Source organism: Pseudomonas sp. FP2300 (assembly GCF_030687595.1).
In the GTDB taxonomy this organism is placed as follows: Bacteria; Pseudomonadota; Gammaproteobacteria; order Pseudomonadales; family Pseudomonadaceae; genus Aquipseudomonas; species Aquipseudomonas bijieensis.
In genome coordinates this window covers 2,292,961-2,318,636 of the sequence record NZ_CP117440.1, presented here as the reverse complement: position 1 = coordinate 2,318,636, position 25,676 = coordinate 2,292,961, and the positions used below count along the sequence as shown (strand labels likewise).

Genomic DNA, 25,676 nt, shown 5'->3' with positions numbered 1-25,676 from the left:
CGGACAGCGGATCGGCCAGCCTCAGCAATCGCAGCGAATGGCCTGGTCCGCCACGCGCTCCACTGAGCCGGTCAGGCGAAAGCCTTCATCGAGCCAACCCATGACGCCGCCGATCATTTCCTTCACCGGGTAACCCAAGGTTGCCAGACGCACCGCCGCCTTGTTCGCGCCATTGCAATGGGGGCCGGCGCAATACACCACGAACAGGGTGGTCTTGGCGTAGGCGGCCAGTGCCTGGGCGGTGATCGTGCGAGTTGGCAGGTTGATCGCCCCGGGTACATGGCCGCGCTCGTAGGCCAGTGGTCCGCGTACGTCCACCAACACAAAATCAACGTTGCCGACCTGTTGGCTGGCATGAACGTCGGAACAATCCGTTTCGAATGTCAGGCGACTACTGAAATGCTGCAGGGCGATATCGGACGGGGCAGCAGGCACTTCGCGAACCAGGCTGGTCATGGGTGTGTACTCCAGGATAGATAAGGCATGAAGAGACTTTATCCCCCTGGTGCTTACCGCTACAGTGGCGCACAAGACACTCTGTGGGAATTTTCCGCCAAATGCAGCCTACTCCTGGTCTGGTCGCGATCCTCGCCTACGACGGCCTGTGCACTTTCGAATTCGGTGTTGCCGTCGAGATCTTCGGATTGGAGCGACCGGAATTCGATTTCCCCTGGTACGTGCATCGGATCGTCGCGGTCGATGAAGGGCCGATGCGCGCCATGGGCGGCTTCCAGGTATTGGCCGATGGCGGCATGGAACTGCTCGAAACCGCTCGGACCATTGTCGTGCCAGGCTGGCGCAGCCGCAGCGAGCCACCGTCCCCGGCGTTGCTCGAGGCGCTGCGCAGGGCCCACGCCCGTGGTGCGCGCCTGCTGTCGATCTGCTCCGGTGCCTTCGTACTCGCCGCCGCCGGGCTGCTCGATGGCCTGGGCGCCACGACGCATTGGCGCTACACCGACGAACTGGCCGCAAGCTTTCCCGCCGTGCGGGTAGACCCGGATGTGCTGTATGTGGATTCAGGACAGGTCATCACCTCGGCGGGCAGCGCCGCCGGTATCGATGCCTGCTTGCACCTGGTGGCACGGGACTATGGTGTCCAGGTCGCCAACTCCGTGGCGCGCCGATTGGTGATGTCGCCGCAACGTACGGGCGGCCAGGCCCAGTTCATTCCCTCGCCGGTCAGCCGCACGCCACGCAGCGACCTGTCGAGCGTCATGCAATGGGCTCGCGAACGCCTGCATGAACCACTCGGCGTGCGCGAACTGGCCAGCCAGGCGGCCATGAGCGAACGCACCTTCCTGCGCCATTTCACCCAGGCCTGCGGTGTGTCGCCCAAGGCCTGGCTGCAACATGAACGCCTGGCCCGGGCCCGTGAGCTACTGGAAAGCACCGGGGACAACACCGACAACATCGCACAACTGTGTGGCTACCGCTCGGTGGAAAGCTTTCGCGTGGCGTTTCGCAGCGTCGTGGGGTTGGCGCCGTCGGTGTATCGGGAGCGGTTTGGGCGGGGGTAAGTAGCCCATTGGTGATGGAATTGTCGAACGCTGTCATGGCGAGCGAATATATGTGGGAGCAAAGCTTGCTCGCGATATGAGCGCCTCGATTTCTGGAAGCCCTCATCGCCTGTATCGCGGGCAAGCCTTGCTCCCACATACCTCTCGCCACAGGTTGATGGGCGGCATCATTGGGGCTTACGCAACAAATACGTATCCATGATCCACCCATTCGCCTTGCGCGCAGCCTTGCGGGTGCGTTCGATGTCATCGGCCACGTCTCCCAGTCGGCCGGCGATAAGGATTTCATCTGGCGTGCCCACATAGGCGCCCCAGTAAATCTGCGTATCGGGATCGCTCACCTGGCGATAGGCGTCCTCGGCATCGAGCATCACCACCATACTCGCCGCATCACCCACCTGCCCTGCCGCCAACCGGCGTCCAGTGGTGATTTCCAGCGCACCACCAATGCTGTTCAACGGCACTTTGTGCCGGGCGGCAAGGGCCTGGACACTGGTGATACCGGGGATCACCTCGAATTCGAAAACGCAGCGGCCCGCATCGAGGATCGCCTGCAGGATGCGCACGGTACTGTCGTACAACGCCGGATCGCCCCACACCAGAAAACCACCCCACTGACCGTCGGACAGTTCTTCATCGATCAAGCGTTCGAAGGTGGCCTGTTTAGCTCGGTTCAACGCTTCGACGCTGTCCTTGTAGTCCAGGTCGCCGCGTTGGCGCTCCGGGCTGTCGGCTTCGACGAAACGGTAGGTGCGATCAACGATGTAGCGTCGACAGATTTCACGCCGCAGGTCCAACAGTTTGTCCTTGGCCGGGCCCTTGTCCATGAGAAAGACCACGTCCAAGCGGTTCAAGGCTTTCACCGCCTGCATCGTCAAGTGGTCCGGATCGCCGGCCCCGATGCCAATGACTGACAACTTCTTCATCGCGGCTACTCCTGGCCAGGTCCCTGGGTGCGCAATCGCCATACGCCGTTGAAACGCAGTTCGAGGGTGGACAACGGTTCAATGTCGATCCGGTTGAATGTGGCGGCCGGGCAACCCAGGACATTCACCAGCGCTGCACGGATCACGAAGGGGTGGGTGACGGCCAGCAGATGTCCTGGTCGGTTTTCCAGGTCGGTCAGCCAATCAGCCACACGGCGACACAACTGGGCGACAGATTCACCGCCATGGGGGGCCGCCTCGGCATCGTCGAGCCAGGTTTGCACGGCTTGCGGTTCAGCCTTGAGCAACTCATCGATGGACAGCCCGCGCCAGCGTCCCAGATCGCAATCGACCAGGGCCGGGTCCACCCGGGGTTCGTCGCCGAACAAGGCGGCGGTCTGACGAGTACGCAACTCCGGCCCGCACAGCAGTTGCCGGACATTTCGGTAGCGCTGGGCAACCTGCGCTGAACGCGCCAGCCATTCGGCGTCCAACGATTCGTCCAGACCGAAGCTCGCCTGCTTCTGGGCGACGGTGCGAGCGTGGCAGATCAAGGTCAGTCGAGTGGCTTGCACGCTGGATACTCAGGCAATCGGAAGGGGCGCATGGACGGGATATTCATGCATTTAGTTGTACAGCACCTTATACGAAATCAAATAACCGAGACAAAAAGGCGCTATATCCGACATCACCAGAAGCATCGGCTGACATACCTGGTCTACCCAGTCAGGACCAACTCCTACAGGGGTTTCGCACAATTCTGGAGCATTTTAAACGGAACGTAAAAACCGCTGGACATGTAGCACCAGCTACATAAATACTGTTTTCAGGAGTTATGAAAGAAATTCAACACCCATCCCGGCAAGGAGCACGGATGCCACCCCTCAGAGACCTGATCACTGATCCCGGCCTGGTTTTGACGCCGTCGGAACGCAAGGTCGTACGTGCCCTGCTCGATCACTACCCACGCAATGGCCTCGGTCCGATGTCACGCCTGGCAGACCATGCCGGCGTCAGCGACCCGACCATCGTGCGGCTGGTGAAAAAGCTCGGGTTTGGCGGTTATGCCGAATTCCAGGATGCTCTGCTCAGTGACATGGACCATCGCCTGCGCTCCCCACGCACTCTGTTGCAACCGCGGGCCAAATTGCAGCAAGGCGATACCTGGAGCCAGTACCTGGCCGCCAGTCAACGCAAGCTCATCGACACCCAGGCCCTGACCCAACCCGAAGACGTGCGCATTCTTGTGCAGTGGCTGCTCGACAGCCGCCATCAGGTGCATTGCTTCGGCGGGCGCTTCAGCAGCTTCCTGGCCCACTATCTGCTCAACCATTTGCGTCTGCTGCGCGCTGGCTGTTTCGCCCTGGACGATAACGCCCAACTGCCCGACCGGCTGTTCGACGTGCAACGCCAGGACGTGGTGCTGATCTTCGATTACCGTCGCTACCAGGCCCAAGCCCTGCGCGTGGCCAGCGCGGCCAAGGAGCGCCACGCCCGCGTCGTGCTGTTCAGCGACGTCTATGCCTCGCCCTTGCGCGAGCTGGCCGACCTGATCATCAGCGCCCCGGTGGAATCGATCTCAGCCTTCGACAGCCTGGTGCCGGCGCTGGCCCAGGTCGAGGCACTGATCGCCTGCCTGACCCTGCAATGCCCCGAACTGGCCGAACGCCTGGAAGGCATCGACGCCTTGCGCACGGAATTCAACACGCACCTGTTGGAGGAAAAATAAGGATGTTCTCGCTCCCCCACCGCTCCCCTCGGGATTTGCCGTTCACTCGCGACCACACCGCATTGCTGCTGGTGGACATGCAACGCGCCTGGCTGGAACCGCAATTCGATGCCCACCTGCACACCCGGGAGGCCGAGTACTTCATCCATCGGGCGCGCCAGCAGGTCATCCCCAACCAGCAGCGCATGCTCAATGCGATGCGAAAAGCACAGCACAACGTGTTGCACACCCACATCGAAAGCCTCACCGCCGATGGCCGCGACCGTTCCCTGGATCACAAGCTGTCGGACATGCACCTGCCCAAGGGCAGCCCAGAGGCGCAGATCATTGCCGAACTGGCGCCGCTGGAAAACGAAATCGTGCTGCCCAAGACCTCCTCCGGGGTTTTCAATTCCACCAACATCGACTACGTGCTGCGCAACCTGCGGACCCGACACCTGATCGTCGCCGGCATCGTCACCGACCAGTGCGTCGACATGGCCGTGCGCGACGCCGCCGACCGCGGCTACCTGGTCACACTGGTGGAAGACGCTTGCGCCACTTACACCGAACAACGGCACCTGGCATGCCTGAACGCGATCAAAGGCTATTGCTGGATCACCGATACCGACACCGTACTCGCGCGTTTGCAGGAGATGCAGCCGTGAGCCGCCTCGATACTGCTAGCATCCTCGCCCCGTTGCCCGTCACGACGCTGGTGACCACCGACCTGATCGGCGTGACCCGTGGGCGCTCGTTTCCCAGCGATGAATTGCCCCACTACGTCACCGCCGGTTGTGGCTGGGTGCCGGCCAACAGCGCGCTGACGCCCCAGGACATCATCGCTTCGACCAACCCCTGGGGCGCCTATGGCGACCTGCGACTGGTGCCGGACCTGTCCAGCCGGGTAACCGTCAACAACGGCCCCGACGCCCAGGCGCCCGCCCTGGACTTCATCCATTGCGACATCCGGGAGACCGATGGCCGCCGCTGGAGCGCCTGCCCGCGCACGCTGCTGCAGGACGAAGTGGAGCGTTATCGCGCCGACCTGGGCTTGCAGGTTTTCGCCGCGTTCGAACATGAATTCAACCTGGTGACCACGCCTGCGCAGCCTGATCGACTGGCCTTCAGCCTCCAGGCCCAGCGCCAGCAGGCCGGGTTCGCCGGGTGGTTGCTCAGCGCCCTGCGCGCTGGCGGCGTCGAGCCGGAAATGTTCCTGCCTGAATATGGCAAGCAGCAATACGAGATCACTTGCCGCCCGACCTTGGGCGTGGCTGCTGCCGACCGAGCCGTGAACGTACGGGAAATCACCCGCGAGATCGCCCGGCAAATGGGCCTGGACGTGAGCTTCGCCCCCAAGACCTCGGAACATGCCGTGTGCAACGGCGTGCATTTGCACCTGAGCCTGCAAGACCTGAGCGCAGACCCGGTGCTGCATGACGCCGCCAGCAGCAACGGCTTGTCCAGCCTCGGCCAGCATTGGGCCGCCGGGGTGCTGCACTATCTGCCGGCGCTGTGTGCGCTGACCGCGCCGACGCCAGTGTCCTACGAGCGGCTGCAACCGCATCACTGGAGCGCATCCTATGCGTGCCTGGGACAGCGCAACCGCGAGGCGGCGCTGCGCATCTGCCCGACCGTGAGCCTGGGTGGAAAACCGCTGGCGAACCAGTACAACCTGGAGTTCCGCGCCATGGACGCCAGCGCCTCGCCGCACCTGGCGATGGCGGCGCTGTTGATCGCCGGGCGCCTGGGCATCCAGCAACGACTGGCGTTGAACGCTGTCACCGATGAAATACCCGATGAGCTGGATGAAGCACAACGTCGTGCCCGTGGCATTATCGCCTTGCCGACAACCCTGGCCGAGGCACTGGACTGCCTTCGCCACAGCGGGGCGCTGCTCGAAACCCTGCCCGGCCCGCTGGTCGAAACCTACTTCGCCTTGAAGGCCCAGGAGCTGGCCTTGACCCAGGCGCTGTCATCTGCCGAGCGTTGTGAGCACTATGCACGAATCTATTGAATGTGCTGAATCAGGTCTCTACACCAAGCCACCTTACCGGCTGGCCCGGGAGGAGTCCGAACATCCGGTGCTGCTGGTGTGCGAACACGCCAGCCGCTTCATTCCCGGTGCGCTGAATGACCTGGGTCTGGATGAAACGGCGTCCCAGGAGCACATCGCCTGGGATATCGGTGCCCTGGCCTTGGCCGAACGCCTGTCCGAAACCCTCGGCGCAACGTTGCTGTCGGCCAACTATTCACGGCTGCTGATCGACCTCAACCGCCCACTGCACGTGCCGGACAGCATTCCAGCCCAGAGCGAGATCTATCAGGTCCCGGGCAACCATGCCCTGGACGAAGCCACTCGCGAATATCGCCGGCAGTGCCTGTTCCACCCCTTCCATGATCGATTGCGGGCGTTGATCGACCAGCGCCTGGCCGCCAACCGACCGGTGCGCGTGGTGGGCATCCACAGTTTCACCCCGGTGTTCTATGGCCAACCGCGCGCCCTGGAAGCGGGCGTGCTGTTCGGCGAAGCCAAGGAATACGCCCAACGTATCGTCGACGGGCTGGGCCGGCACTCACTGCGGGCGGCGGGCAACCAGCCCTACAAGATCAACCCCTTGAGCGACATGACGGTCCCGGTGCACGGCGATGGACGCGGCCTGGATTCGGTATTGATCGAAGTGCGCAACGACCTGTTGCGCAGCCCCGAGGCGGTACGGACCTGGAGTGCCTACCTGGCACCTTTGCTGTAGCGCGGCAGCGGCAGGCTCCCAGCGACAGACAGCAAGCAAGAGCAACCCACAGCTGAAAAGGAAAACGGCTCATGAGCATTGAGGCATTTGGCTACAAACAGGAATTGAAGCGCGGCCTGTCGCTGACAGACCTGGTGGTATACGGGATGATTTTCATGATCCCCATCGCACCGTTCGGCGTGTATGGCTACGTCAACGCCGAAGCACCGGGGATGGTGCCGCTGGCGTACATCATCGGCATGGTGGCGATGCTGTTTACTGCCCTGAGCTACGGCAGCATGGCCCGAGCCTTTCCGGTGGCAGGTTCGGTCTATTCCTACGCGCAACGCGGCCTCAACCCACACGTCGGGTTCATCGCCGGCTGGCTGATGCTGCTGGACTATCTACTGATCCCGCCGCTGCTCTATGTCTACGCCGCCATGGCGCTGAACCATTTGTACCCGGACATTCCCAAGGTCGGTTTCATCCTGGCCTTCCTGGTGAGTGCGACCTTCGTGAACCTGCGGGGCATCACCTTCACTGCGCGGATGAACATCATTTTCCTGCTGGCGCAGTTGGTGGTACTGGGGATTTTCCTGTTCTACGCCTGGAATGCCCTGCACGGTGGGGCTGGAAACGGCCAACTGACCCTGGCGCCGCTGTACAGCCCGGAACACTTCAACTTCGCCCTGCTGATGCAAGCCGTGTCCATCGCAGTATTGTCGTTCCTGGGCTTCGATGCCATTTCCACCCTTGCGGAAGAAATCAAGGGCGACCCGGGCCGCAGCGTCGGCAAGGCGGCGCTGGTGACCTTGCTGGTGATGGGGGCGATTTTCGTGGTGCAAACCTGGATCGCCACGGACCTGGCGGCCGGCATGGGTTTCAAGTCCGCCGACACCGCGTTCTATGAAATCGCTGAACTGGCGGCTGGCAGTTGGCTAGCTACCTTGACCGCGGTTGCCACGGCCCTGGCCTGGGGCGTGGCGGTGGCGATCACCTCCCAGGCGGCCGTGTCGCGCCTGTTGTTCGGCATGGCCCGGGACGGCCAGTTGCCCAAGGTGCTGGCCAAGGTCCATCCCAAACACAACACACCGTATTTGAGCATCTACCTGGTGGCGGTGCTCTCGCTGCTGATCTGCTACCTGTTCATCGACGCCGTGGACACCCTCACCTCCCTGGTCAACTTCGGCGCCCTGAGCGGCTTCATGTTGCTGCACATCACCGTCATCAACCACTACTGGCGCCGCCAGCAGTCCGGCCAGCTGATTCGCCACTTGATCTGCCCATTGATCGGCTTCGTGATCGTCGCGGCCATCATGTACAACATGGGCGTGGCGGCGCAGAAGCTCGGCCTGATCTGGATTGCCGCGGGCGTGGTCTATCTGTGTGTGCTCAATAAATTCGGCACCCCTGGCACCGTGCCCGATCCGGCCGGTCAGTGAGGGCCGGCGGTCGAAGGATTCGATCAACCGTGGTTACAACGCGTGGACATCGACAGTGATTGTCAAGCCCGGTGCCTGTCACCGGGCTCTTGGAACAGGAGTGCAATCCATGCTGGTCTTACGTCCAGTTCAATTAACCGATCTGCCACAATTGCAACAATTGGCCCGTGACAGCCTGGTGGGCGTCACGTCACTGCCGGACGATAGCGGGCGCCTGGAGGAAAAGATCCTCGATTCGTGCGCCTCGTTCGAGGCCGATGTGCAGAGCCCTGGCGCAGAGAATTACTTTTTTGTCTTGCAGGACCAGGAATCCGGGCGTCTGGTCGGCTGCTCGGAAATTCTCGCCAGCACCGGTTGCAACGAACCGTTCTACAGCTTGCGCAACCGGCCGTTTTCCAGCGAGTCCCGAGAGCTGAACATCCAGCATGGCGTGCCGGCGCTGTCGCTGTGCCAGGACCTCACCGGGCAGACGCTGCTGCGGGGCTTCCACATCGACGCCGAGCGGGTGCGCACGCCGGAATCGGAGCTGTTGTCCCGGGCCCGGCTGATGTTCATCGCGGCTCACCCGCAACGCTTCGCCGAATCGGTCATCACCGAAATCGTCGGTTTCAGCAGCGAAGACGGCCAGTCGCCTTTCTGGGACGCCATCGGCCAGCACTTCTTCGACCTGCCCTACGTCGAAGCCGAACGGTTGTGTGGCTTGCAGAGCCGCACCTTTCTCGCCGAACTGATGCCGCAGTACCCAATCTACGTGCCCATGCTCCCCCCAGCGGCCCAGGCCTGTATCGGCCGGGTCCATCCCGACGGCCAGGACGCCTTCGACATCCTGGCGCGCGAGGGTTTCGAGACCAACAGCTACGTCGATATCTTCGACGGCGGGCCGACCGTGCATGCCCGTATCGCGAACATCCGCACCATCACGCAAAGTCGAATCGCCACGGCGCGGCAAAGCCGGCAGATTGATGCAAGAGGCCATTACCTGGTGAGCAACGACCGCCTTGGAAACTATCGGGCCATCGTCGCCGGGCTGGACGTCAACACCGAGGGGCCCGTGGCTTTGTCGCCTGACATGCTGGCCGCCTTGGACATCATCGATGGCGAGCGGATCCGGGTGGTTGCCCTATGAACCTCACTCGATCCGTTGGCATGCATCGGCGCCCGGGCCGACACGATGAAGGAGCTGCATCATGATTGTCCGTCCGGTCGCCCTCACCGATCTGCCCGCATTGCTGAACCTGGCCCGTTGCGCAGGCCCCGGTTTCACCAGCCTGCCGGCCAGCGAAGAACGCCTGGCCCACCGCGTTCGCTGGGCCCAGCGGACCTTTGCCGGGCAAGTCGAACGTGCCGACGCCGATTATCTATTCGTGCTCGAAGACGATGACCGGCAGGTGGTGGGTATCAGCGCCCTGACCGGCGCGGTCGGGCTGCGCGAACCCTGGTACAACTATCGGGTCGGGCTTACCGTCAGCTCGGCGCCGGAGCTGGGGATCCAGCGGCAGATCCCGACCCTGTTCCTGAACAATGAGATGTCCGGGCAATCGGAAATCTGCTCGTTGTTCCTGCACCCCGAACAACGCCGTGGCCATAACGGACGTCTGTTGTCCTTGGCGCGCCTGTTGTTCGTTGCCGAATTTTCCCAGCTATTCGGTGAAAAACTGATTGCCGAACTGCGGGGCCATGCCGATGAACAGGGTTGTTCGCCGTTCTGGGACAGCCTGGGAAGGCACTTTTTCAAGAAGGATTTCAGCTACGCCGATCAGTTGTCCGGCATGGGCAACAAATCGTTCATCGCCGAGCTGATGCCACGCCAGCCGCTGTATACCTGCCTGCTCACCGAACAGGCCCAGGCGGTGATCGGCAAGGCTCACCCGAACACCGAGCCGGCCATGAAAATCCTCAGCGCCGAGGGTTTCAGCCACAAAGGCTACATTGATATTTTTGACGGTGGCCCGGTGATTGAGGCGCCGGTGTCGAAGATCCGCACCGTACGCGATAGCCAGGCGCTGACCCTGGTCATTGGCACCCCGGACGAACAGGCACCGGTCTGGCTGATCTACAATCGACGCCTGGAAAATTGCCGTGTCACCAGCGCCCGTGCGCACCAGCATGGCAACAAGCTGCTCGTCGATCGCCTCACCGCCAAACGCCTGCAGGTACAACCGGGCGATACGGTGCGCGCCGTGACATTGCCCAGGCTGGGGCAGCAGGCGGAGGCGGCGTAGCCCTGGGTATCGCCCAGCCTTGGATAATCAATATCATTAAGCAGCAATACTTCTCCACAATTGCATAATTGCCACTCACTAACTCGAGACCCATACTTTCGCGCACCGCCCCACTGTAACGGCAATATTCATGATCAGAAATCTGATTGCCACAAGATTACCGCCCGAATACGTAGCGCAGACAATCACGACATTAGACATGAGTGCACAAATCAAGCAATTGATCGAAGACCTGTACGCTCAACAAAATTTTGCTACGGCGCAGTCTCGCCGCGCAGCCATCATGAACATGACCAACCCGCACACGGGCACCCTCACATTGCACTGCACGGACATTGGCAATATCAGTATCAAGGCACTTGCGTTCAACAATACTTCTTCGCAACTGTACTCGGTGCCCGGCCAGAGTATTTTATTCGCACTGGATCGCCCCTTCGAAGTCCAGCAATACATCCTTGACGGGCATCAACTTGAAAAAGCTGACACTCGGATCATCGACAACAACAATCCTCTGGTCATCGATGGTAGTCGAACCCTGTTCGACTACTCCCAACAGAGCCGAAAACAGGCGGGGTTGATCGGCAGGATTAACTTTCCCGACCGAAGTTCGGACATCAGCGTATTTGACCGTGCCTCATTGCGCAAAACCGCCTGGCTGCCTCATGACGGCAGTGCCGCCCGGTACCTGGTGAGCCTCGAACTGCTCGAAACAATCCAGGACCCAGGAGGCGCCAGGGTTGCCGGGGAGCTGATCTACCACTATCACCCCGCCGTGGCCTGGAAAGCCTTCCAGATGCTTTATCGGGCTGACCCGCAAAACGCGCTGAACTACGTCCCACTACTGAAAAAATTCAAAAATACGCGCCTGGACAACTTGCTTCGCCCATTGGAGCAGGCGACATGAAGCTGGAAGCTTTTATTGAGCGCCTGAATACCTATGATCTGCAGCGAGACAGAACCTGGATCATTGCGGATCTGCGTCAGTTGGCGTCAAACCGTTGTTTATTGAGCAATCATCTTTATTCCACCCTCCAGCAAGACGGCTTTAGTACACGCAACAGTCTCTATAACGCTTATGGTTTTGTTCTGTATAAAAATTCTTCATTCACCCTTCGCCTGGGGTTTTGGTCCCCGGTAAAGACGCAGGATGAGCGCGAAACTTTCATTTACGACCTGAATCACAGTCACGACTTTGAAATTTATTCGGTCGGCTACAGCGGAGATGGCTACACCACCATTACCCGGGAAATACTCGATGATCTACCCCTGCAAAAAGGTAAAAGACCCCGCTTGGGTAAAGCGCGAAGACTTAAACTTGCGCCAGGAAAAGTCTTGTACATGCCTGCCTTGCGGGTAATCCATAAGCAAATAGCCCCGAACACAATGTCTGCATCCCTCAGTCTGCTTATCCATCCCGAACGTTTAGACAAGATCGACGAAGCCTGGTGTTTTGACAGGAATTATTACCCTCTATACCCCGGCGTAGCGGCGCAAGAAATCGCGTTGTTTACCGATACGCTGTCGCTGCTCGATGCCGGTAGCCCTTCACTGTCCAGTAACCAAAGAAAGGAGGAAGAAACTTGAATAAACTGATGAAAGACTGGGAGCAAGCTCCATTGCTGCGGGCAGGTACCGATGTGGTCGATACCGCAGTCCAATTGACGAACGACACTCACTGCACAATTCCCGGATTCCCCACCCGCTTCAACGTCGGAAACATCCATGAGATCAAGCAACTCTGGAGCCTACCGACCGAAGACTGAATAGCTTGATGGCCTTCACCCGGCTGCAGACTTTCCGGGCCTGCGGCCTTTCTTCGATGCCGTAAACGCATCGCCCATACACATTCGTCATCATCTTTGCGCTTGCCACGTGATAGCCTTTGGATCTTTCGGCGTTGACACTTTTGCTCAAGCCTTTCCATTCCATTGGTGGAACTCATATGTCCAGGCTTTCCCATCAAGATTTGCGTCGTGACTTCCGTCAACTGCTGGCTTCCAAGACCTGCTACCACACCGCATCGGTATTTGACCCCATGTCGGCGCGTATCGCCGCCGACCTGGGTTTTGAAGTGGGCATCCTGGGAGGCTCGGTGGCGTCGTTGCAAGTATTGGGCGCGCCGGACTTCGCCCTGATCACCCTGAGCGAATTTGCCGAACAGGCCACCCGCATCGGCCGCGTGGCCCAACTACCGGTCATTGCCGACGCCGACCACGGCTACGGCAATGCCCTGAACGTGATGCGCACCATCGTCGAACTGGAACGTGCCGGCATTGCGGCGTTGACCATCGAGGACACCTTGCTGCCGGCCCAGTTCGGGCGTAAGTCCACCGACCTGATCAGCGTCGCCGAAGGCGTCGGCAAGATTCGTGCAGCCCTGGAGGCGCGAGTCGATTCGGAAATGGCGATCATTGCCCGGACCAACGCCGGTATTCTGCCGGTCCAGGAAATCATCAGCCGGACCCAGCAATATGAACGTGCCGGGGCGGACGGGATTTGCATGGTGGGCGTGCAGGACTTCGATCACCTGGAGAAGATCAGCGAAAACCTGACGGTGCCGCTGATGCTTGTCACTTATGGCAACCCACTGCTGCGCGACGACAAGCGCCTGGCCGAGTTGGGCGTGCGCGTGACCATCGACGGCCACGGCGCCTATTTCGCCGCGATCAAGGCCACGTATGACAGCCTTCGCGAACAACGGCAGATATTCACCCAGGCGTCAGACCTCAACGCCACCGAACTGACTCATACCTACACCCAGCCCGAGGACTACATCCGCTGGGCCGAGGAGTACATGAGCGTCAAGGAGTAAGCTGACCTCCAGCCTGCGGTGATACTCAAGGACGCTATCGCGAGCAGGCTCGCTCCCACATTGATCTGTGGGTAAATCGAATATCTCGAATACCCAGAAAATTCATGGTGGGAGCGGGCTTGCTCGCGAAAGCGGTGGGTCAGTTTGCATCAGTGTTGAATGTGCTGCCGCTATCGCGGGCAAGCCCGCTCCCACAGGGGTTTGCAGTGAACGCCAATCTTGCGTCCGCCCAACAACCCCTGTGGGAGCGAGCCTGCTCGCGATAGCGTTGCCAGGGTGAAACAGGTCTTCAGCGCCCGCTACGCAACATCTCCTTGGGCGCGTACTTGCCAATCTCGAACTTGCCGATGGCGGCGCGGTGGACTTCATCGGGGCCGTCGGCCAGGCGCAGGGTCCGTTGCATGGCGTACATGTAGGCCAGCGGGAAATCGTTGGAGACCCCGGCGCCACCGTGGATCTGGATCGCCCTGTCGATGACTTTCAAGGCCACGTTCGGCGCGACGACCTTGATCTGGGCGATTTCGCTTTTCGCCACTTTATTGCCAACGGTGTCCATCATATACGCCGCCTTCAAGGTCAACAGGCGCGCCATGTCGATTTCCATTCGCGAGTCGGCAATCTTGTCGACGTTACCGCCCAGGCGCGCCAACGGCTGGCCGAAGGCCGTGCGGCTGACGGCCCGCTTGCACATCAATTCCAAGGCGCGCTCGGCCATGCCGATGGAACGCATGCAGTGATGAATGCGACCAGGACCGAGGCGACCCTGGGCAATTTCGAAGCCACGTCCTTCACCCAACAAGACATTTTCGTACGGCACCCGCACATTATCGAACAGCACTTCGGCATGCCCGTGCGGCGCATCGTCGTAGCCGAACACCGGCAGTGGCCGGACGATTTTTACCCCAGGCGTATCCACCGGAACCAGGATCATCGAGTGCTGGGCATGCCGTGGCGCATCGGGATTGCTCAGGCCCATGAAGATCAGGATTTTGCAGCGCGGGTCACAGGCCCCTGAAGTCCACCACTTCTTGCCGTTGATCACCCATTCATCACCGTCACGCTCAGCACGGGCGGCCATGTTGGTGGCGTCCGAGGAGGCGACGTCCGGCTCGGTCATGGCAAAGGCCGAGCGAATCTCGCCGCGCAGCAGTGGCTCGAGCCAGCGCTGCTTTTGTTCTTCATTGGCATAACGCACCAGTACTTCCATGTTGCCGGTGTCCGGCGCCGAGCAGTTGAACGGCTCCGGCCCCAACAGCGAACGGCCCATGATCTCCGCCAATGGCGCATATTCCAGGTTGGTCAGGCCGGCACCCAGCTCGGATTCTGGCAGGAACAGGTTCCACAAACCTTCAGCCTTCGCCTTGGCCTTGAGCTCTTCCATGATGGCCGTGGGTTGCCAGCGGTCGCCTTCGGCCACTTGCCGTTCGAACACCGCTTCGGCTGGGTAGACGTAGGCATCCATGAACGCCGTGACACGTTCACGCAGTTCCTGAACCTTGGGGGAATACGCAAAATCCATGAGCAGCACCTTCTGGGCAGAGGTTGTTTTAGGTCATGAAATCGATGCTAGTTCAGCTACGAAAATTTACCTAACCTATTCTCGGCGTGTATTAACATTCATCACCGATATATGTTTCACTGATTCTCATCGCCACCCGGCACCTCACAACAAGCCCAAGAACAAGAGTGCAGCGCCATGAATCTGAGCAAGGTCGACCTCAACCTTTTCATTGTCTTCGATGCGATCTACACCGAAGCCAACCTGACCCGCGCCGGGCAGATCGTCGGCATCACTCAGCCGGCCGTGTCCAATGCCCTGGCCCGCCTGCGGGAGACCTTCAACGACCCACTCTTCGTGCGCACTGCCCAAGGGATGGTGCCGACGCCCATGGCCCAGAACATCATCGGTCCGGTGCGCAACGCCTTGTCGCTGCTGCGGGTATCGGTGCAGGAAAGCCGGATCTTCAACCCGTTGCAGGCGGTCAAGACCTACCGCATCAGCATGACCGACCTCACTGAAGGCGTGATCCTGCCCCTGCTGTTCCAACGCCTGCGCCGCCTGGCACCGACCGTGGCGATCGAAAGCTTCCTCTCCAAGCGCCGTGAAACCACCAAGGAACTGGCCGCCGGCCGCCTCGATTTCGCCGTCGACGCGCCGCTCAACACCGACCCGCAGGTGCGCCACGTCAAGTTGATGGAAGATCGCTACGTGTGCGCCATGCGCAAGGGCCATCCATTGGCGGGCAAGGAAAAGATCAGCCTCGACGATTACCTGGCCCAGACCCACGTGCATATTTCGAGTCGCCGCAACGGCCTGGGTTATGTCGACCTGGCCCTCGGCAAGATGGGCATCCAGCGCAAGATCGCCCTGCGCTCCCAGCACTACCTGATGGCCTCCCAGGTGCTACAGCAGACCGATATGGTCATGACCGTTCCCGAACGCTTTGCCCGTCGTCACGATTTGCACGCCTTCCTGCTCCCGGTCAACGACGTGCCACCGGTGGAAACCCACTTGTACTGGCACGAAAGCACCGACCAGGACCCCGCCAACCGCTGGATGCGCGAGCAGATGATCGAGCTGTGCCAGCAGGTGACGGCCCATGAGAAGAAGCTCGATACGGTTTAGAAGACGATAATATTGTGGGAGCGAGCCTGCTCGCGATAGCGGTAGACCAGCCAATGCCATGGCGACTGATTCGACGCTATCGCGAGCAGGCTCGCTCCCACAGGTTTCGTGTGCAAAACCTCATTGCTTGACGCGAACGTCAACCTGCCATTAGCTTAGCGCCAGTCCCTTTCGTTTCGAGCGCGTTCATGAGCAGTCAGACCTACAGCATCTCCGACCTCGCCCGCGAGCTGGATATCACCACCCGGGCCATCCGCTTCTATGAAGAACAAGGCCTGTTGAGCCCGGAGCGACGGGGCCAGGAACGTATTTACTCGCCGCGGGACAAGGTCAGCCTGAAGTTGATCCTGCGGGGCAAGCGCATCGGTTTTTCCCTGGCCGAGTGCCGCGAGCTGATCGAACTCTACGATCCCTCCAGCGGCAATCAGAAGCAGTTGCACAGCATGCTGGCGAAAATCGCCGAGCGCCGGGAACAACTCGAACAGCAATTGCTGGACATCGAACAGATGAAGCTGGAACTCGACACCGCTGAAGAACGCTGTATCCAGGCGCTGGAGCAAACGATCAAAGGCGAGGAAATCGTCCAGTAACACTTTCTGAAAAAACTGTGGGAGCGAGCCTGCTCGCTCCCACAATGGCTCATCATTGCTCTCGATATATTGGCACCCCCACCACAGGTCAATCCCCATGTCCCTCCCCTCCTTTGTACGCTTGATCGAAGTCGGCCCTCGTGACGGCCTGCAGAATGAAGCACAGCCCATCAGCGTCGCCGACAAGGTGCGCCTGGTAGATGCCTTGAGCGCCGCCGGCCTGGGCTACATCGAAGTCGGCAGTTTCGTCTCGCCCAAGTGGGTGCCACAAATGGCCGGCTCCGCCGAGGTGTTCGCGCAGATCCAACGCAAGCCGGGTGTGACCTATGGCGCTCTGGCACCAAACCTACGGGGCTTTGAAGACGCGCTGGCGGCGGGCGTAAAAGAAGTCGCGGTATTCGCCGCCGCGTCCGAAGCGTTCTCCCAGCGCAACATCAACTGCTCTATCAAGGAAAGCCTGGAGCGCTTCGCGCCGATCATGGAGGCCGCCAGGCAGCACGGCGTCAGTGTGCGCGGCTACGTGTCCTGCGTACTGGGCTGCCCCTATGAAGGTGCGGTCAAGCCTGAGCAGGTGGCTTGGGTCGCTCGGGAACTGTATGCGATGGGCTGCTACGAGGTCTCCCTGGGTGACACCATCGGCACAGGCACCGCTGGCGCCACACGCCGGATGTTCGAAGTGGTGGGCGCCGAGGTGCCGCGGGACAAGCTCGCCGGACACTTCCACGATACCTACGGCCAGGCCATGGCCAACGTGTACGCCAGCCTGCTGGAAGGCATCGCGGTGTTCGACAGCTCCATCGCCGGCCTTGGCGGCTGCCCTTATGCCAAGGGCGCCAGCGGTAACGTTGCCACCGAAGACGTGCTGTACCTGCTCGATGGGCTGGGTATCGAAACCGGTGTCGATCTGAATGCCCTGATTGCCGCGGGTCGGCAGATCTGTGATGTGCTCGGTCGTCCTAGCGGGTCGCGGGTCGCCAAGGCCCGTAGCGCACAGTGAGGTGTTACCGCTGGCTTTGTAACAGCGGCGAAACGAGTAACACGGAAACAATTTGTCAGGTTTGGCCCGCCAGCTTTTTCAGCCTAAAAACACAACTCATTGATTTATATGAGTTTTTAAAAGTTGGCACGCCATCTGCTATATCTCTGGCATAACAAGAATAAAAAAACGCAGCAAACCCAATAAAAACAAGACGAAACGACTCTGACATAACAAAAACAACACGGCAGAGACGCAGCTAACAGATTTTTTTGGAGAAGATGTGCTTTTCAGGGTGCTTCCAGAAGCAACCCGCAACCGGGCAGAGAATAATAAAACTACCTTCAGGTAGCTCCCGAATCGGTTGGATCGCAAGGCGAAAAAGCAGATCAGCGCTCAAAAAAATACGTTTGCTCTTGATCCCGGATGGGGATCGCCAAAAACAGCGGTAAAGGGCCACGGCTGCCAAAAACAACAACAGGCCGCCCCTCAATAATAAAAAAAGAGCACGCGACGACAAAATTAAAGGGGAGCTTCGGCTCCCCTTTGTGCTGTCTGGGGTTTTGGTTTTTCGGTTGTTTGGAAGGCGGTGTATCAGCCACAGCGCTTTGACCGACACACCGCATCGCGAGCAGGCTCGCGCCCACAGGTCTTGTGGCTAGTCTTCCTTCTTGCGCAGTTCTTCGATGCTGATTTCGCGCATGCGGAATTTCTGGATCTTGCCGGTGACCGTCATCGGGAATTCCTCGACGAATTTGAAATGACGCGGCGTCTTGAAGTGGGCAATACGCTCCTTGCACCAGGCTTGCAGCTCTTGCTCGCTGGCGCTGTGGCCGGGATGGAACTTGATCCAGGCGACGATTTCCTCGCCGTAGCGCGAACACGGGATGCCGATCACTTGCACGTCCGCCACGGCCGGATGGGTGAAGAAGAACTCTTCCAGCTCGCGCGGGTAAACATTCTCGCCACCACGGATGATCATGTCCTTGTTACGTCCGACGATGCGCACATAGCCCTGCTCGTCCATGGTCGCCAGGTCACCGGTGTGCATCCAGCCATCGGAGTCGATGGCATCGGCGGTGCCCTTGGGGTTGTTCCAGTAACCCAGCATCACGCTGTAACCACGGGTACACAGTTCGCCAACGGCCCCACACGGGACGACATTGCCTGCCTCATCGATAATTTTGCTTTCCAGTTGCGGCTGGGTGCGGCCGACGGTGGTCACGCGCAATTCCAGTTCGTCTGAAGGACCAGTCTGCAATGACACCGGGCTGGTTTCCGTCATGCCGTAGGCAATCTGCACTTGCGCCATGTGCATTTCGTTGATGACCCGCCGCATCACTTCGATGGGGCATGTGGCGCCTGCCATGATCCCGGTGCGCAGGCTGGACAAGTCAAAATCACCTCGCAGTGGCTGGTCCAGCATGGCGATGAACATGGTGGGCACGCCATACAGTGCAGTGGCTTTTTCCTCGGCCACGGCCTTTAGCGTCAGCAACGGGTCGAAGGCATCGTTGGGATAGATCATGGTGCTGCCGTGAGTCATGCAACCCAGGTTGCCCATGACCATGCCGAAGCAATGGTAGAGCGGCACCGGGATCACCAACCGATCGCCAGCGCTCAGGCCCAGGCTTTCGCCGACCATGTAACCGTTATTGAGAATGTTGTGATGGCTGAGGGTCGCGCCCTTGGGAAAGCCGGTGGTGCCGGAGGTGTACTGGATGTTCACCGGCTGATCGAAATGCAGGCTGGCCTGACGCTCGGACAGTTGTTCAGGCGTAACCGCCGCGCCAAGGCCTGCCAATTGCGCCCAGGGTAGAAAGCCTGAAGGCGGCTGGGGATCGAGGCTGATCACGCCTCGCAAATCCGGCAAGCGCTCACTCTGCAGGTGGCCGATCGATTGCTCTGCCAGCTCTGGCGCCAGCGCTTGCAACATGGCGTGATAATCCGAGGTCTTGAACGCCCCGGCACACACCAGCCATTGGCATCCGGATTGTTTGAGCACGTATTCGAGTTCAGAAACCCGATAGGCCGGATTGATGTTGACCAGAATGACGCCGATCTTCGCACTGGCGAACTGGCTGATGCACCACTGGGCGCAATTGGGCGCCCACACGCCAAGGCGATCACCGGTTTTCAAGCCCAACGCCAACAAGGCGCGGGCGTGCAGATCGACGGCCTCGGCCAGTTGTTGCCAGGTATAGCGTAGCGATTGATGGCGAACCACCAGCGCCTCGCCCTCTGGATACCGGGCTACGGTCTGGTCGAAAACCTCGCCGATGGTTTGCGCCAACAAGGCCTTGGCCTGGAAGCCACGAGTGTAGCTGAGCTGCGAATGCGAACCGGGTTGATCCATGACGCCCCCTCTTGTCTTTATTAGTGGGTGTAGCGGTGAACCTGATGCAGAGCACAGTTACTCTCGCTCAAGTTGACGTTAACGTAAAGGGCGATTGACAGCTTCTCGTCGCAGGCTTACGTTAACGTAAAGGTGAGAGCCATTCCGCCACTCTCCACACCCGATAAAAAAGCCAAAGGTGTCCCATGAGCTACCCATCCCTGAACTTTGCCCTCGGCGAAACCATCGACATGCTCCGCGACCAGGTGCAGGCCTTCGTCAAGGCCGAACTGGCGCCGCGAGCAGCGCAGATCGATATCGATAACCTGTTTCCCGCCGACATGTGGCGCAAGTTCGGCGACATGGGCCTGCTGGGCATTACCGTACCGGAAGAATATGGCGGTGCTGGCCTGGGCTACCTGGCCCACGTGGTGGCGATGGAAGAAATCAGTCGCGGCTCGGCCTCGGTCGCCCTCTCCTACGGCGCCCACTCCAACCTCTGCGTGAACCAGATCAACCGCAACGGCAACCACGAACAGAAAACCAAGTACCTGCCCAAGCTGATCAGCGGCGAACACATCGGCGCCCTGGCCATGAGCGAGCCGAACGCCGGCTCCGACGTGGTCTCCATGAAACTGCGGGCCGACAAGCGTGGCGACCGTTACGTGCTCAACGGCAGCAAGACCTGGATCACCAACGGTCCCGATGCCAACACCTATGTGATCTACGCCAAGACCGATCTGGAAAAAGGTCCCCACGGCATCACCGCCTTCATCGTCGAGCGCGACTGGAAAGGCTTCAGCCGCAGCAACAAGTTCGACAAGCTCGGCATGCGTGGCTCCAACACCTGCGAGCTGTTTTTCGATGACGTCGAAGTGCCGGAAGAAAATATCCTCGGTGTGCTCAATGGCGGCGTGAAAGTGCTGATGAGCGGTCTCGATTACGAGCGCGTCGTACTCTCCGGCGGTCCGACCGGGATCATGCAGGCGTGCATGGACCTGATCGTGCCGTACATCCACGACCGCAAGCAATTCGGCCAAAGCATCGGCGAATTCCAGCTGATCCAGGGCAAGGTCGCCGACATGTACACCCAGCTCAACGCCAGCCGCGCTTATCTATATGCCGTGGCCCAGGCCTGCGAGCGCGGCGAAACCACCCGCAAGGACGCCGCCGGGGTGATCCTCTACAGCGCCGAACGCGCCACGCAAATGGCCCTCGACGCCATCCAGATCCTCGGTGGCAACGGCTACATCAATGAATTCCCGGCCGGTCGCCTGCTGCGTGACGCCAAGCTGTACGAAATCGGTGCTGGCACCAGTGAGATTCGTCGGATGTTGATCGGCCGCGAACTGTTCAACGAAACCCGCTAACGGAGCTGACCATGGCCACGCTGCACACTCAGCTCAACCCACGCTCCCCGGAGTTCATAGCCAACCGCGATGCGATGCTCGGACACGTCGAGGCCCTGCGCACCTTGCTCGCGCAAGTGCGCCAAGGCGGCGGCCCCAAGGCCCAGGAACGGCATACGTCGCGGGGCAAGTTGCTGCCCCGTGAGCGCATCAACCGGCTGCTGGATCCGGGCTCGCCGTTTTTGGAGATCAGCCCGTTGGCGGCTCACGAAGTCTATGGCGAAGATGTGCCGGCGGCCGGCGTGATTGCCGGCATTGGTCGCGTGGAAGGCGTCGAATGCATGATTGTCGCCAACGACGCGACGGTCAAAGGTGGCTCTTATTATCCACTGACGGTGAAGAAGCACCTGCGCGCCCAGACCATCGCCCAGCAAAATCGCCTGCCGTGCATTTACCTGGTGGATTCCGGCGGCGCCAACCTGCCACGCCAGGACGAAGTGTTCCCGGACCGCGAGCACTTCGGCCGGATCTTCTTCAACCAGGCCAACATGAGTGCCCAGGGCATCCCGCAGATTGCCGTGGTCATGGGTTCCTGCACCGCTGGTGGCGCCTATGTGCCGGCCATGGCGGACGAGGCGATCATGGTCCGCCAGCAGGCGACGATTTTCCTCGCCGGACCACCGTTGGTGAAAGCTGCCACCGGCGAGGTGGTCAGTGCCGAAGACTTGGGCGGTGCCGACGTGCACTGCAAGATTTCCGGCGTGGCCGACCATTACGCCGACAGCGACGAACATGCCCTGGCCCTGGCCCGTCGTAGCGTCGCCAACCTCAACTGGCACAAACAGGGGCAGTTGCAGCAACACCTGCCCATCGCCCCGCTGTACTCGAGCGATGAGCTGTACGGTGTGGTTTCGGCCGACGCCAAGCAACCGTTCGATGTCCGGGAAGTGATCGCGCGCCTGGTGGACGGTTCGGTGTTCGACGAATTCAAGGCGCTGTTCGGAACGACCCTGGTGTGTGGTTTCGCTCACTTGCACGGCTACCCGGTCGCGATCCTCGCCAACAACGGCATTCTCTTCGCCGAGGCCGCGCAGAAAGGCGCGCACTTCATCGAGCTGGCGTGTCAGCGCGGGATTCCGCTGCTGTTCCTGCAGAACATCACCGGCTTCATGGTCGGGCAGAAGTACGAAGCGGGCGGCATCGCCAAGCATGGTGCCAAGCTAGTGACGGCGGTCGCCTGTGCCAAAGTGCCGAAATTCACCGTGATCATCGGCGGCAGCTTCGGCGCGGGCAACTATGGCATGTGCGGTCGCGCCTACGACCCACGGTTCCTGTGGATGTGGCCGAATGCGCGGATTGGTGTGATGGGCGCCGAACAGGCGGCCGGCGTGCTGGTACAGGTCAAGCGCGAGCAGGCCGAACGCAGCGGCCATCCCTTCAGCGCCCAGCAGGAAGCCGAGATCAAGCAGCCGATCCTCGATCAATACGAAGAACAGGGCCACCCCTATTATTCCAGCGCCAGGCTGTGGGACGACGGCGTCATCGACCCGGCCCAGACCCGCGACATACTGGGCCTGGCCTTGTCCGCGTCACTGAACGCGCCTATCGAACCGAGCCGCTTCGGCGTGTTCCGGATGTAAACGGGGAATGACCATGGATAACTTCAACACCCTCGAACTGCACACCGACCCACGGGGCGTTGCCACCCTGTGGCTCAGCCGCGAGTCGAAAAACAACGCGTTCAACGCCGAAATGATCCGCGAACTGATCCTTGCCCTGGACCACGTCAGCAGCGATCCAAACTTGCGCTTCCTGCTGATCCGCGGGCGCGGCAAGCATTTCAGCGCTGGCGCCGACCTGGCCTGGATGCAGCAATCGGCCGAGCTCGACTACCACACCAACCTCGATGATGCCCGGGAACTGGCGGAGCTGATGTACAACCTCGCCAAGCTGAAGATTCCCACGCTAGCCATCGTCCAGGGTGCGGCGTTCGGTGGTGCACTGGGGCTTATCAGCGCCTGTGACATGGCCATTGGCGCTGATGAAGCACAGTTCTGTCTATCGGAAGTGCGCATTGGCCTGGCGCCGGCGGTGATCAGCCCGTTCGTGGTGCAAGCCATCGGCGAGCGTGCGGCGCGTCGTTATGCCCTGACTGCAGAACGCTTCGACGGGCAACGCGCGAAAGAAATCGGTTTGCTGTCGGAAAGTTACCCGGCCGAAACCCTGGACCAGCAAGTCGAGCAATGGATCGACAATCTGTTGCTCAACAGCCCGGCGGCCATGCGCGCCAGCAAGGAACTGTTGCGCGAAGTCGGTAACGGCGCCCTGACTCCGGCGCTGCGGCGCTACACCGAAAACGCCATCGCCCGTATTCGCGTCAGCCCGGAGGGCCAGGAAGGTCTGCGGGCCTTCCTGCAAAAGCGCGCGCCGAACTGGCAAGCCGAATCGAGTCATAAGGAGCCGCGTCGATGAGCGCCCCCTCCCTCACCACGTTACTGGTGGCCAACCGTGGCGAAATCGCCTGCCGCGTGATGCGCACCGCCAAGGCCATGGGCCTGACCACCGTTGCCGTACACAGCGCCACCGACCGCGATGCCCGCCACAGCCGCGAAGCCGACATTCGCGTCGACCTGGGCGGCAGCAAGGCAGCCGACAGCTACCTGCAAATCGACAAATTGATCACCGCCGCAAAAGCCAGTGGCGCCCAGGCCATCCACCCCGGCTATGGCTTTCTGTCCGAGAACGCCGGGTTCGCCCGGGCGATTGAAGACGCTGGACTGATCTTCCTTGGCCCACCGGCCTCGGCCATTGATGCCATGGGCAGCAAATCGGCGGCCAAGACCTTGATGGAAACTGCCGGGGTGCCCCTGGTGCCCGGTTATCACGGCGAAGCCCAGGACCTGGACACCTTTCGCGACGCCGCCGAGCGCATCGGCTACCCGGTTTTGCTCAAGGCCACAGCCGGCGGTGGCGGCAAGGGCATGAAAGTCGTCGAGGATGTCAGCCAATTGGCCGAAGCCCTGGCCTCGGCCCAGCGTGAAGCGCAGTCCTCGTTCGGCGACTCACGGATGCTGGTGGAGAAATACCTGCTCAAGCCGCGCCATGTGGAAATCCAGGTATTTGCCGACCAACACGGCAACTGCCTGTACCTCAACGAACGCGATTGCTCGATCCAGCGCCGCCACCAGAAAGTGGTGGAAGAAGCCCCCGCGCCCGGCCTGACCCCGCAACTGCGGCGGGCGATGGGCGAAGCCGCCGTGCGCGCGGCCCAGGCGATTGGTTATGTCGGGGCCGGTACGGTGGAGTTTCTGCTGGATGCGCGGGGCGAGTTTTTCTTCATGGAGATGAACACCCGGTTGCAAGTCGAGCATCCGGTCACCGAAGCGATCACCGGACTGGACCTGGTGGCCTGGCAGATCCGCGTCGCCCAAGGCGAGCCATTGCCGATCACTCAAACGCAAGTGCCGCTGCTGGGTCACGCCATCGAAGTACGGCTGTATGCCGAGGATCCGGTCAACGATTTCCTGCCGGCCACCGGGCGCCTGGCGTTGTATCGCGAATCGGCCGAGGGGCCGGGGCGGCGGGTCGACAGTGGTGTGGAGGAAGGTGACGAGATCTCGCCGTTCTACGACCCGATGCTCGGCAAGCTGATTGCCTGGGGTGAAGACCGTGAGCAGGCGCGCTTGCGGCTGTTGAGCATGCTCGACGAATTTGCCATTGGCGGGCTGAAAACCAACATTGGTTTTCTGCGACGAATCGTGGCCCACCCCGCTTTTGCGGCGGCGGAGCTGGATACCGGATTTATCCCACGTTACCAGGGGCAATTACTTCCAGAGCCTGGCGAATTGGATGACGCGTTCTGGTCCGCAGCCGCCCAGGGATTCGCCTTGAGCCTGACACCGCGCGTACGCGGTGATGACGCCGACTCACCTTGGGCCAGCACCACCGGGCTGCGCCTGGGGCTGCCCAGGGAAACCACCCTGCACCTGAGCTGCGAAGGCCAGGATCGCGCGATAACGCTGGACATCAGCGCCCGCCGCGCGGAACTCAAGGGCGAGCAACTGATAATCGAGCAGCACGGCCTGCGCCGCAGCCATCGGGCCATTCGCCGGGGCGATAGCCTGTATCTGCAATGGGCGGGTGACCTGCACCGGATCGACCTGTACGACCCTCTGGCCGCCGCCGAGGCCAGCCACAGCCATCAAGGTGGCCTGGCTGCGCCCATGAATGGCAGTATCGTGCGGGTATTGGTGAGTGTCGGCCAAACGGTGGAGGCCGGGGCTCAACTGGTGGTACTGGAGGCCATGAAAATGGAGCACAGCATTCGGGCGCCGAAGGCCGGTGTGATCAAGGCACTGTATTGCCAGGAAGGTGAAATGGTCAGCGAGGGCAGTGCCCTGGTGGCGTTCGAAGAATAGAAATCGGCCCGCTCCCAGGGCCG

General features: G+C 60.8%; 24 protein-coding genes. 19 read left to right on the top strand and 5 right to left on the bottom strand.

The genetic code is table 11. The annotated features are described in order from the left end of the window. Nucleotides 1–21: 21 nt before the first annotated feature. Nucleotides 22–456 carry a rhodanese-like domain-containing protein gene (locus PSH86_RS10365; RefSeq protein WP_109751690.1) on the bottom strand — a complete coding sequence of 145 codons (435 nt, stop codon included), beginning with the start codon at nt 454–456 and terminating at the stop codon, nt 22–24. Between the two features lie 101 nt (nt 457–557). Between PSH86_RS10365 and ftrA the strand changes: the two genes are divergently transcribed. Next, nucleotides 558–1,517, top strand: coding sequence for a transcriptional regulator FtrA (ftrA, locus tag PSH86_RS10360; protein ID WP_305489550.1), 960 nt, complete (start codon nt 558–560; stop codon nt 1,515–1,517). 167 nt (nt 1,518–1,684) lie between these two features. Here ftrA and cobF read toward each other — a convergent pair whose 3' ends face one another. After that, entirely contained in the window at nt 1,685–2,443 is a 759-nt protein-coding gene (gene cobF / locus PSH86_RS10355) for a precorrin-6A synthase (deacetylating) (RefSeq protein WP_305489548.1), read from the bottom strand. 5 nt (nt 2,444–2,448) lie between these two features. Further along, nucleotides 2,449–3,018 (bottom strand): histidine phosphatase family protein, encoded by a 570-nt coding sequence (locus PSH86_RS10350; RefSeq protein ID WP_305489547.1) that lies wholly within the window; start codon nt 3,016–3,018, stop codon nt 2,449–2,451. Between the two features lie 299 nt (nt 3,019–3,317). Here PSH86_RS10350 and PSH86_RS10345 point away from each other — a divergent pair, with 299 nt between their 5' ends. The 11 genes from PSH86_RS10345 to PSH86_RS10295 all read left to right on the top strand — a co-directional run bounded on the left by PSH86_RS10345 (nt 3,318) and on the right by PSH86_RS10295 (nt 13,359). Further along, nucleotides 3,318–4,172, top strand: a complete 855-nt coding sequence (locus PSH86_RS10345; RefSeq protein ID WP_109751686.1) for a MurR/RpiR family transcriptional regulator — start codon at nt 3,318–3,320, stop codon at nt 4,170–4,172. Nucleotides 4,173–4,174: 2 nt separating this feature from the next. Then, on the top strand, nt 4,175–4,819 hold the full coding sequence (locus PSH86_RS10340) for an isochorismatase family cysteine hydrolase (protein WP_305489544.1): 645 nt from the start codon (nt 4,175–4,177) through the stop codon (nt 4,817–4,819). Then, nucleotides 4,816–6,168: a glutamine synthetase family protein gene (locus tag PSH86_RS10335; protein WP_305489542.1), complete on the top strand. Its 1,353-nt coding sequence runs from the start codon at nt 4,816–4,818 to the stop codon at nt 6,166–6,168. The genes PSH86_RS10340 and PSH86_RS10335 overlap by 4 nt, the downstream gene beginning before the upstream one ends. Next, the gene (locus PSH86_RS10330) at nt 6,152–6,904 is read left to right on the top strand and encodes an N-formylglutamate amidohydrolase (protein ID WP_305489540.1); all 753 of its coding nucleotides are present in this window, start codon (nt 6,152–6,154) and stop codon (nt 6,902–6,904) included. Before PSH86_RS10335 ends, PSH86_RS10330 begins: the two co-directional genes overlap by 17 nt. 71 nt (nt 6,905–6,975) lie before the next feature. After that, complete coding sequence (locus tag PSH86_RS10325) at nt 6,976–8,325, top strand: APC family permease (RefSeq protein WP_176688233.1); 1,350 nt, start codon at nt 6,976–6,978, stop codon at nt 8,323–8,325. Between the two features lie 109 nt (nt 8,326–8,434). Then, a complete protein-coding gene (locus PSH86_RS10320) occupies nt 8,435–9,451 on the top strand; it encodes an arginine N-succinyltransferase (RefSeq protein ID WP_305489538.1) in 1,017 nt (338 codons plus the stop codon). 61 nt (nt 9,452–9,512) lie between these two features. Continuing rightward, nucleotides 9,513–10,547 carry an arginine N-succinyltransferase gene (gene astA, locus PSH86_RS10315; protein WP_176688235.1) on the top strand — a complete coding sequence of 345 codons (1,035 nt, stop codon included), beginning with the start codon at nt 9,513–9,515 and terminating at the stop codon, nt 10,545–10,547. 199 nt (nt 10,548–10,746) lie between these two features. Further along, on the top strand, nt 10,747–11,451 hold the full coding sequence (locus tag PSH86_RS10310) for a hypothetical protein (protein ID WP_109751679.1): 705 nt from the start codon (nt 10,747–10,749) through the stop codon (nt 11,449–11,451). Further along, entirely contained in the window at nt 11,448–12,131 is a 684-nt protein-coding gene (locus tag PSH86_RS10305; RefSeq protein WP_249016247.1) for a transposase, read from the top strand. Before PSH86_RS10310 ends, PSH86_RS10305 begins: the two co-directional genes overlap by 4 nt. Beyond that, nucleotides 12,128–12,310 carry a hypothetical protein gene (locus PSH86_RS10300; RefSeq protein ID WP_116831917.1) on the top strand — a complete coding sequence of 61 codons (183 nt, stop codon included), beginning with the start codon at nt 12,128–12,130 and terminating at the stop codon, nt 12,308–12,310. The genes PSH86_RS10305 and PSH86_RS10300 overlap by 4 nt, the downstream gene beginning before the upstream one ends. A 179-nt stretch (nt 12,311–12,489) precedes the next feature. Beyond that, nucleotides 12,490–13,359 (top strand): oxaloacetate decarboxylase, encoded by an 870-nt coding sequence (locus PSH86_RS10295; RefSeq protein WP_109751675.1) that lies wholly within the window; start codon nt 12,490–12,492, stop codon nt 13,357–13,359. Nucleotides 13,360–13,648: 289 nt separating this feature from the next. Here PSH86_RS10295 and PSH86_RS10290 read toward each other — a convergent pair whose 3' ends face one another. Further along, entirely contained in the window at nt 13,649–14,878 is a 1,230-nt protein-coding gene (locus PSH86_RS10290; RefSeq protein WP_305489532.1) for an acyl-CoA dehydrogenase, read from the bottom strand. 177 nt (nt 14,879–15,055) lie between these two features. Between PSH86_RS10290 and PSH86_RS10285 the strand changes: the two genes are divergently transcribed. The 3 genes from PSH86_RS10285 to PSH86_RS10275 all read left to right on the top strand — a co-directional run bounded on the left by PSH86_RS10285 (nt 15,056) and on the right by PSH86_RS10275 (nt 17,572). Beyond that, nucleotides 15,056–15,985, top strand: coding sequence for a LysR family transcriptional regulator (locus tag PSH86_RS10285; protein WP_109751673.1), 930 nt, complete (start codon nt 15,056–15,058; stop codon nt 15,983–15,985). A 188-nt stretch (nt 15,986–16,173) separates the two neighbouring features. Next, nucleotides 16,174–16,575 carry a MerR family DNA-binding transcriptional regulator gene (locus tag PSH86_RS10280; RefSeq protein ID WP_057447765.1) on the top strand — a complete coding sequence of 134 codons (402 nt, stop codon included), beginning with the start codon at nt 16,174–16,176 and terminating at the stop codon, nt 16,573–16,575. A 97-nt stretch (nt 16,576–16,672) separates the two neighbouring features. After that, entirely contained in the window at nt 16,673–17,572 is a 900-nt protein-coding gene (locus PSH86_RS10275; protein WP_109751672.1) for a hydroxymethylglutaryl-CoA lyase, read from the top strand. A gap of 637 nt (nt 17,573–18,209) precedes the next feature. Here PSH86_RS10275 and PSH86_RS10270 read toward each other — a convergent pair. Continuing rightward, entirely contained in the window at nt 18,210–19,907 is a 1,698-nt protein-coding gene (locus PSH86_RS10270) for an AMP-binding protein (protein ID WP_305489527.1), read from the bottom strand. A gap of 185 nt (nt 19,908–20,092) precedes the next feature. Here PSH86_RS10270 and PSH86_RS10265 point away from each other — a divergent pair, with 185 nt between their 5' ends. From PSH86_RS10265 to PSH86_RS10250, 4 genes are read left to right on the top strand one after another with little or no spacing between them, the layout of a single operon-like run. Further along, nucleotides 20,093–21,256 (top strand): isovaleryl-CoA dehydrogenase, encoded by a 1,164-nt coding sequence (locus PSH86_RS10265; RefSeq protein WP_109751670.1) that lies wholly within the window; start codon nt 20,093–20,095, stop codon nt 21,254–21,256. Between the two features lie 11 nt (nt 21,257–21,267). Beyond that, entirely contained in the window at nt 21,268–22,875 is a 1,608-nt protein-coding gene (locus PSH86_RS10260) for a carboxyl transferase domain-containing protein (RefSeq protein ID WP_163854576.1), read from the top strand. Between the two features lie 13 nt (nt 22,876–22,888). Continuing rightward, nucleotides 22,889–23,707: a gamma-carboxygeranoyl-CoA hydratase gene (locus PSH86_RS10255; RefSeq protein WP_109751668.1), complete on the top strand. Its 819-nt coding sequence runs from the start codon at nt 22,889–22,891 to the stop codon at nt 23,705–23,707. After that, a complete protein-coding gene (locus PSH86_RS10250; protein WP_305489523.1) occupies nt 23,704–25,653 on the top strand; it encodes an acetyl/propionyl/methylcrotonyl-CoA carboxylase subunit alpha in 1,950 nt (649 codons plus the stop codon). Before PSH86_RS10255 ends, PSH86_RS10250 begins: the two co-directional genes overlap by 4 nt. Nucleotides 25,654–25,676 lie beyond the last annotated feature (23 nt).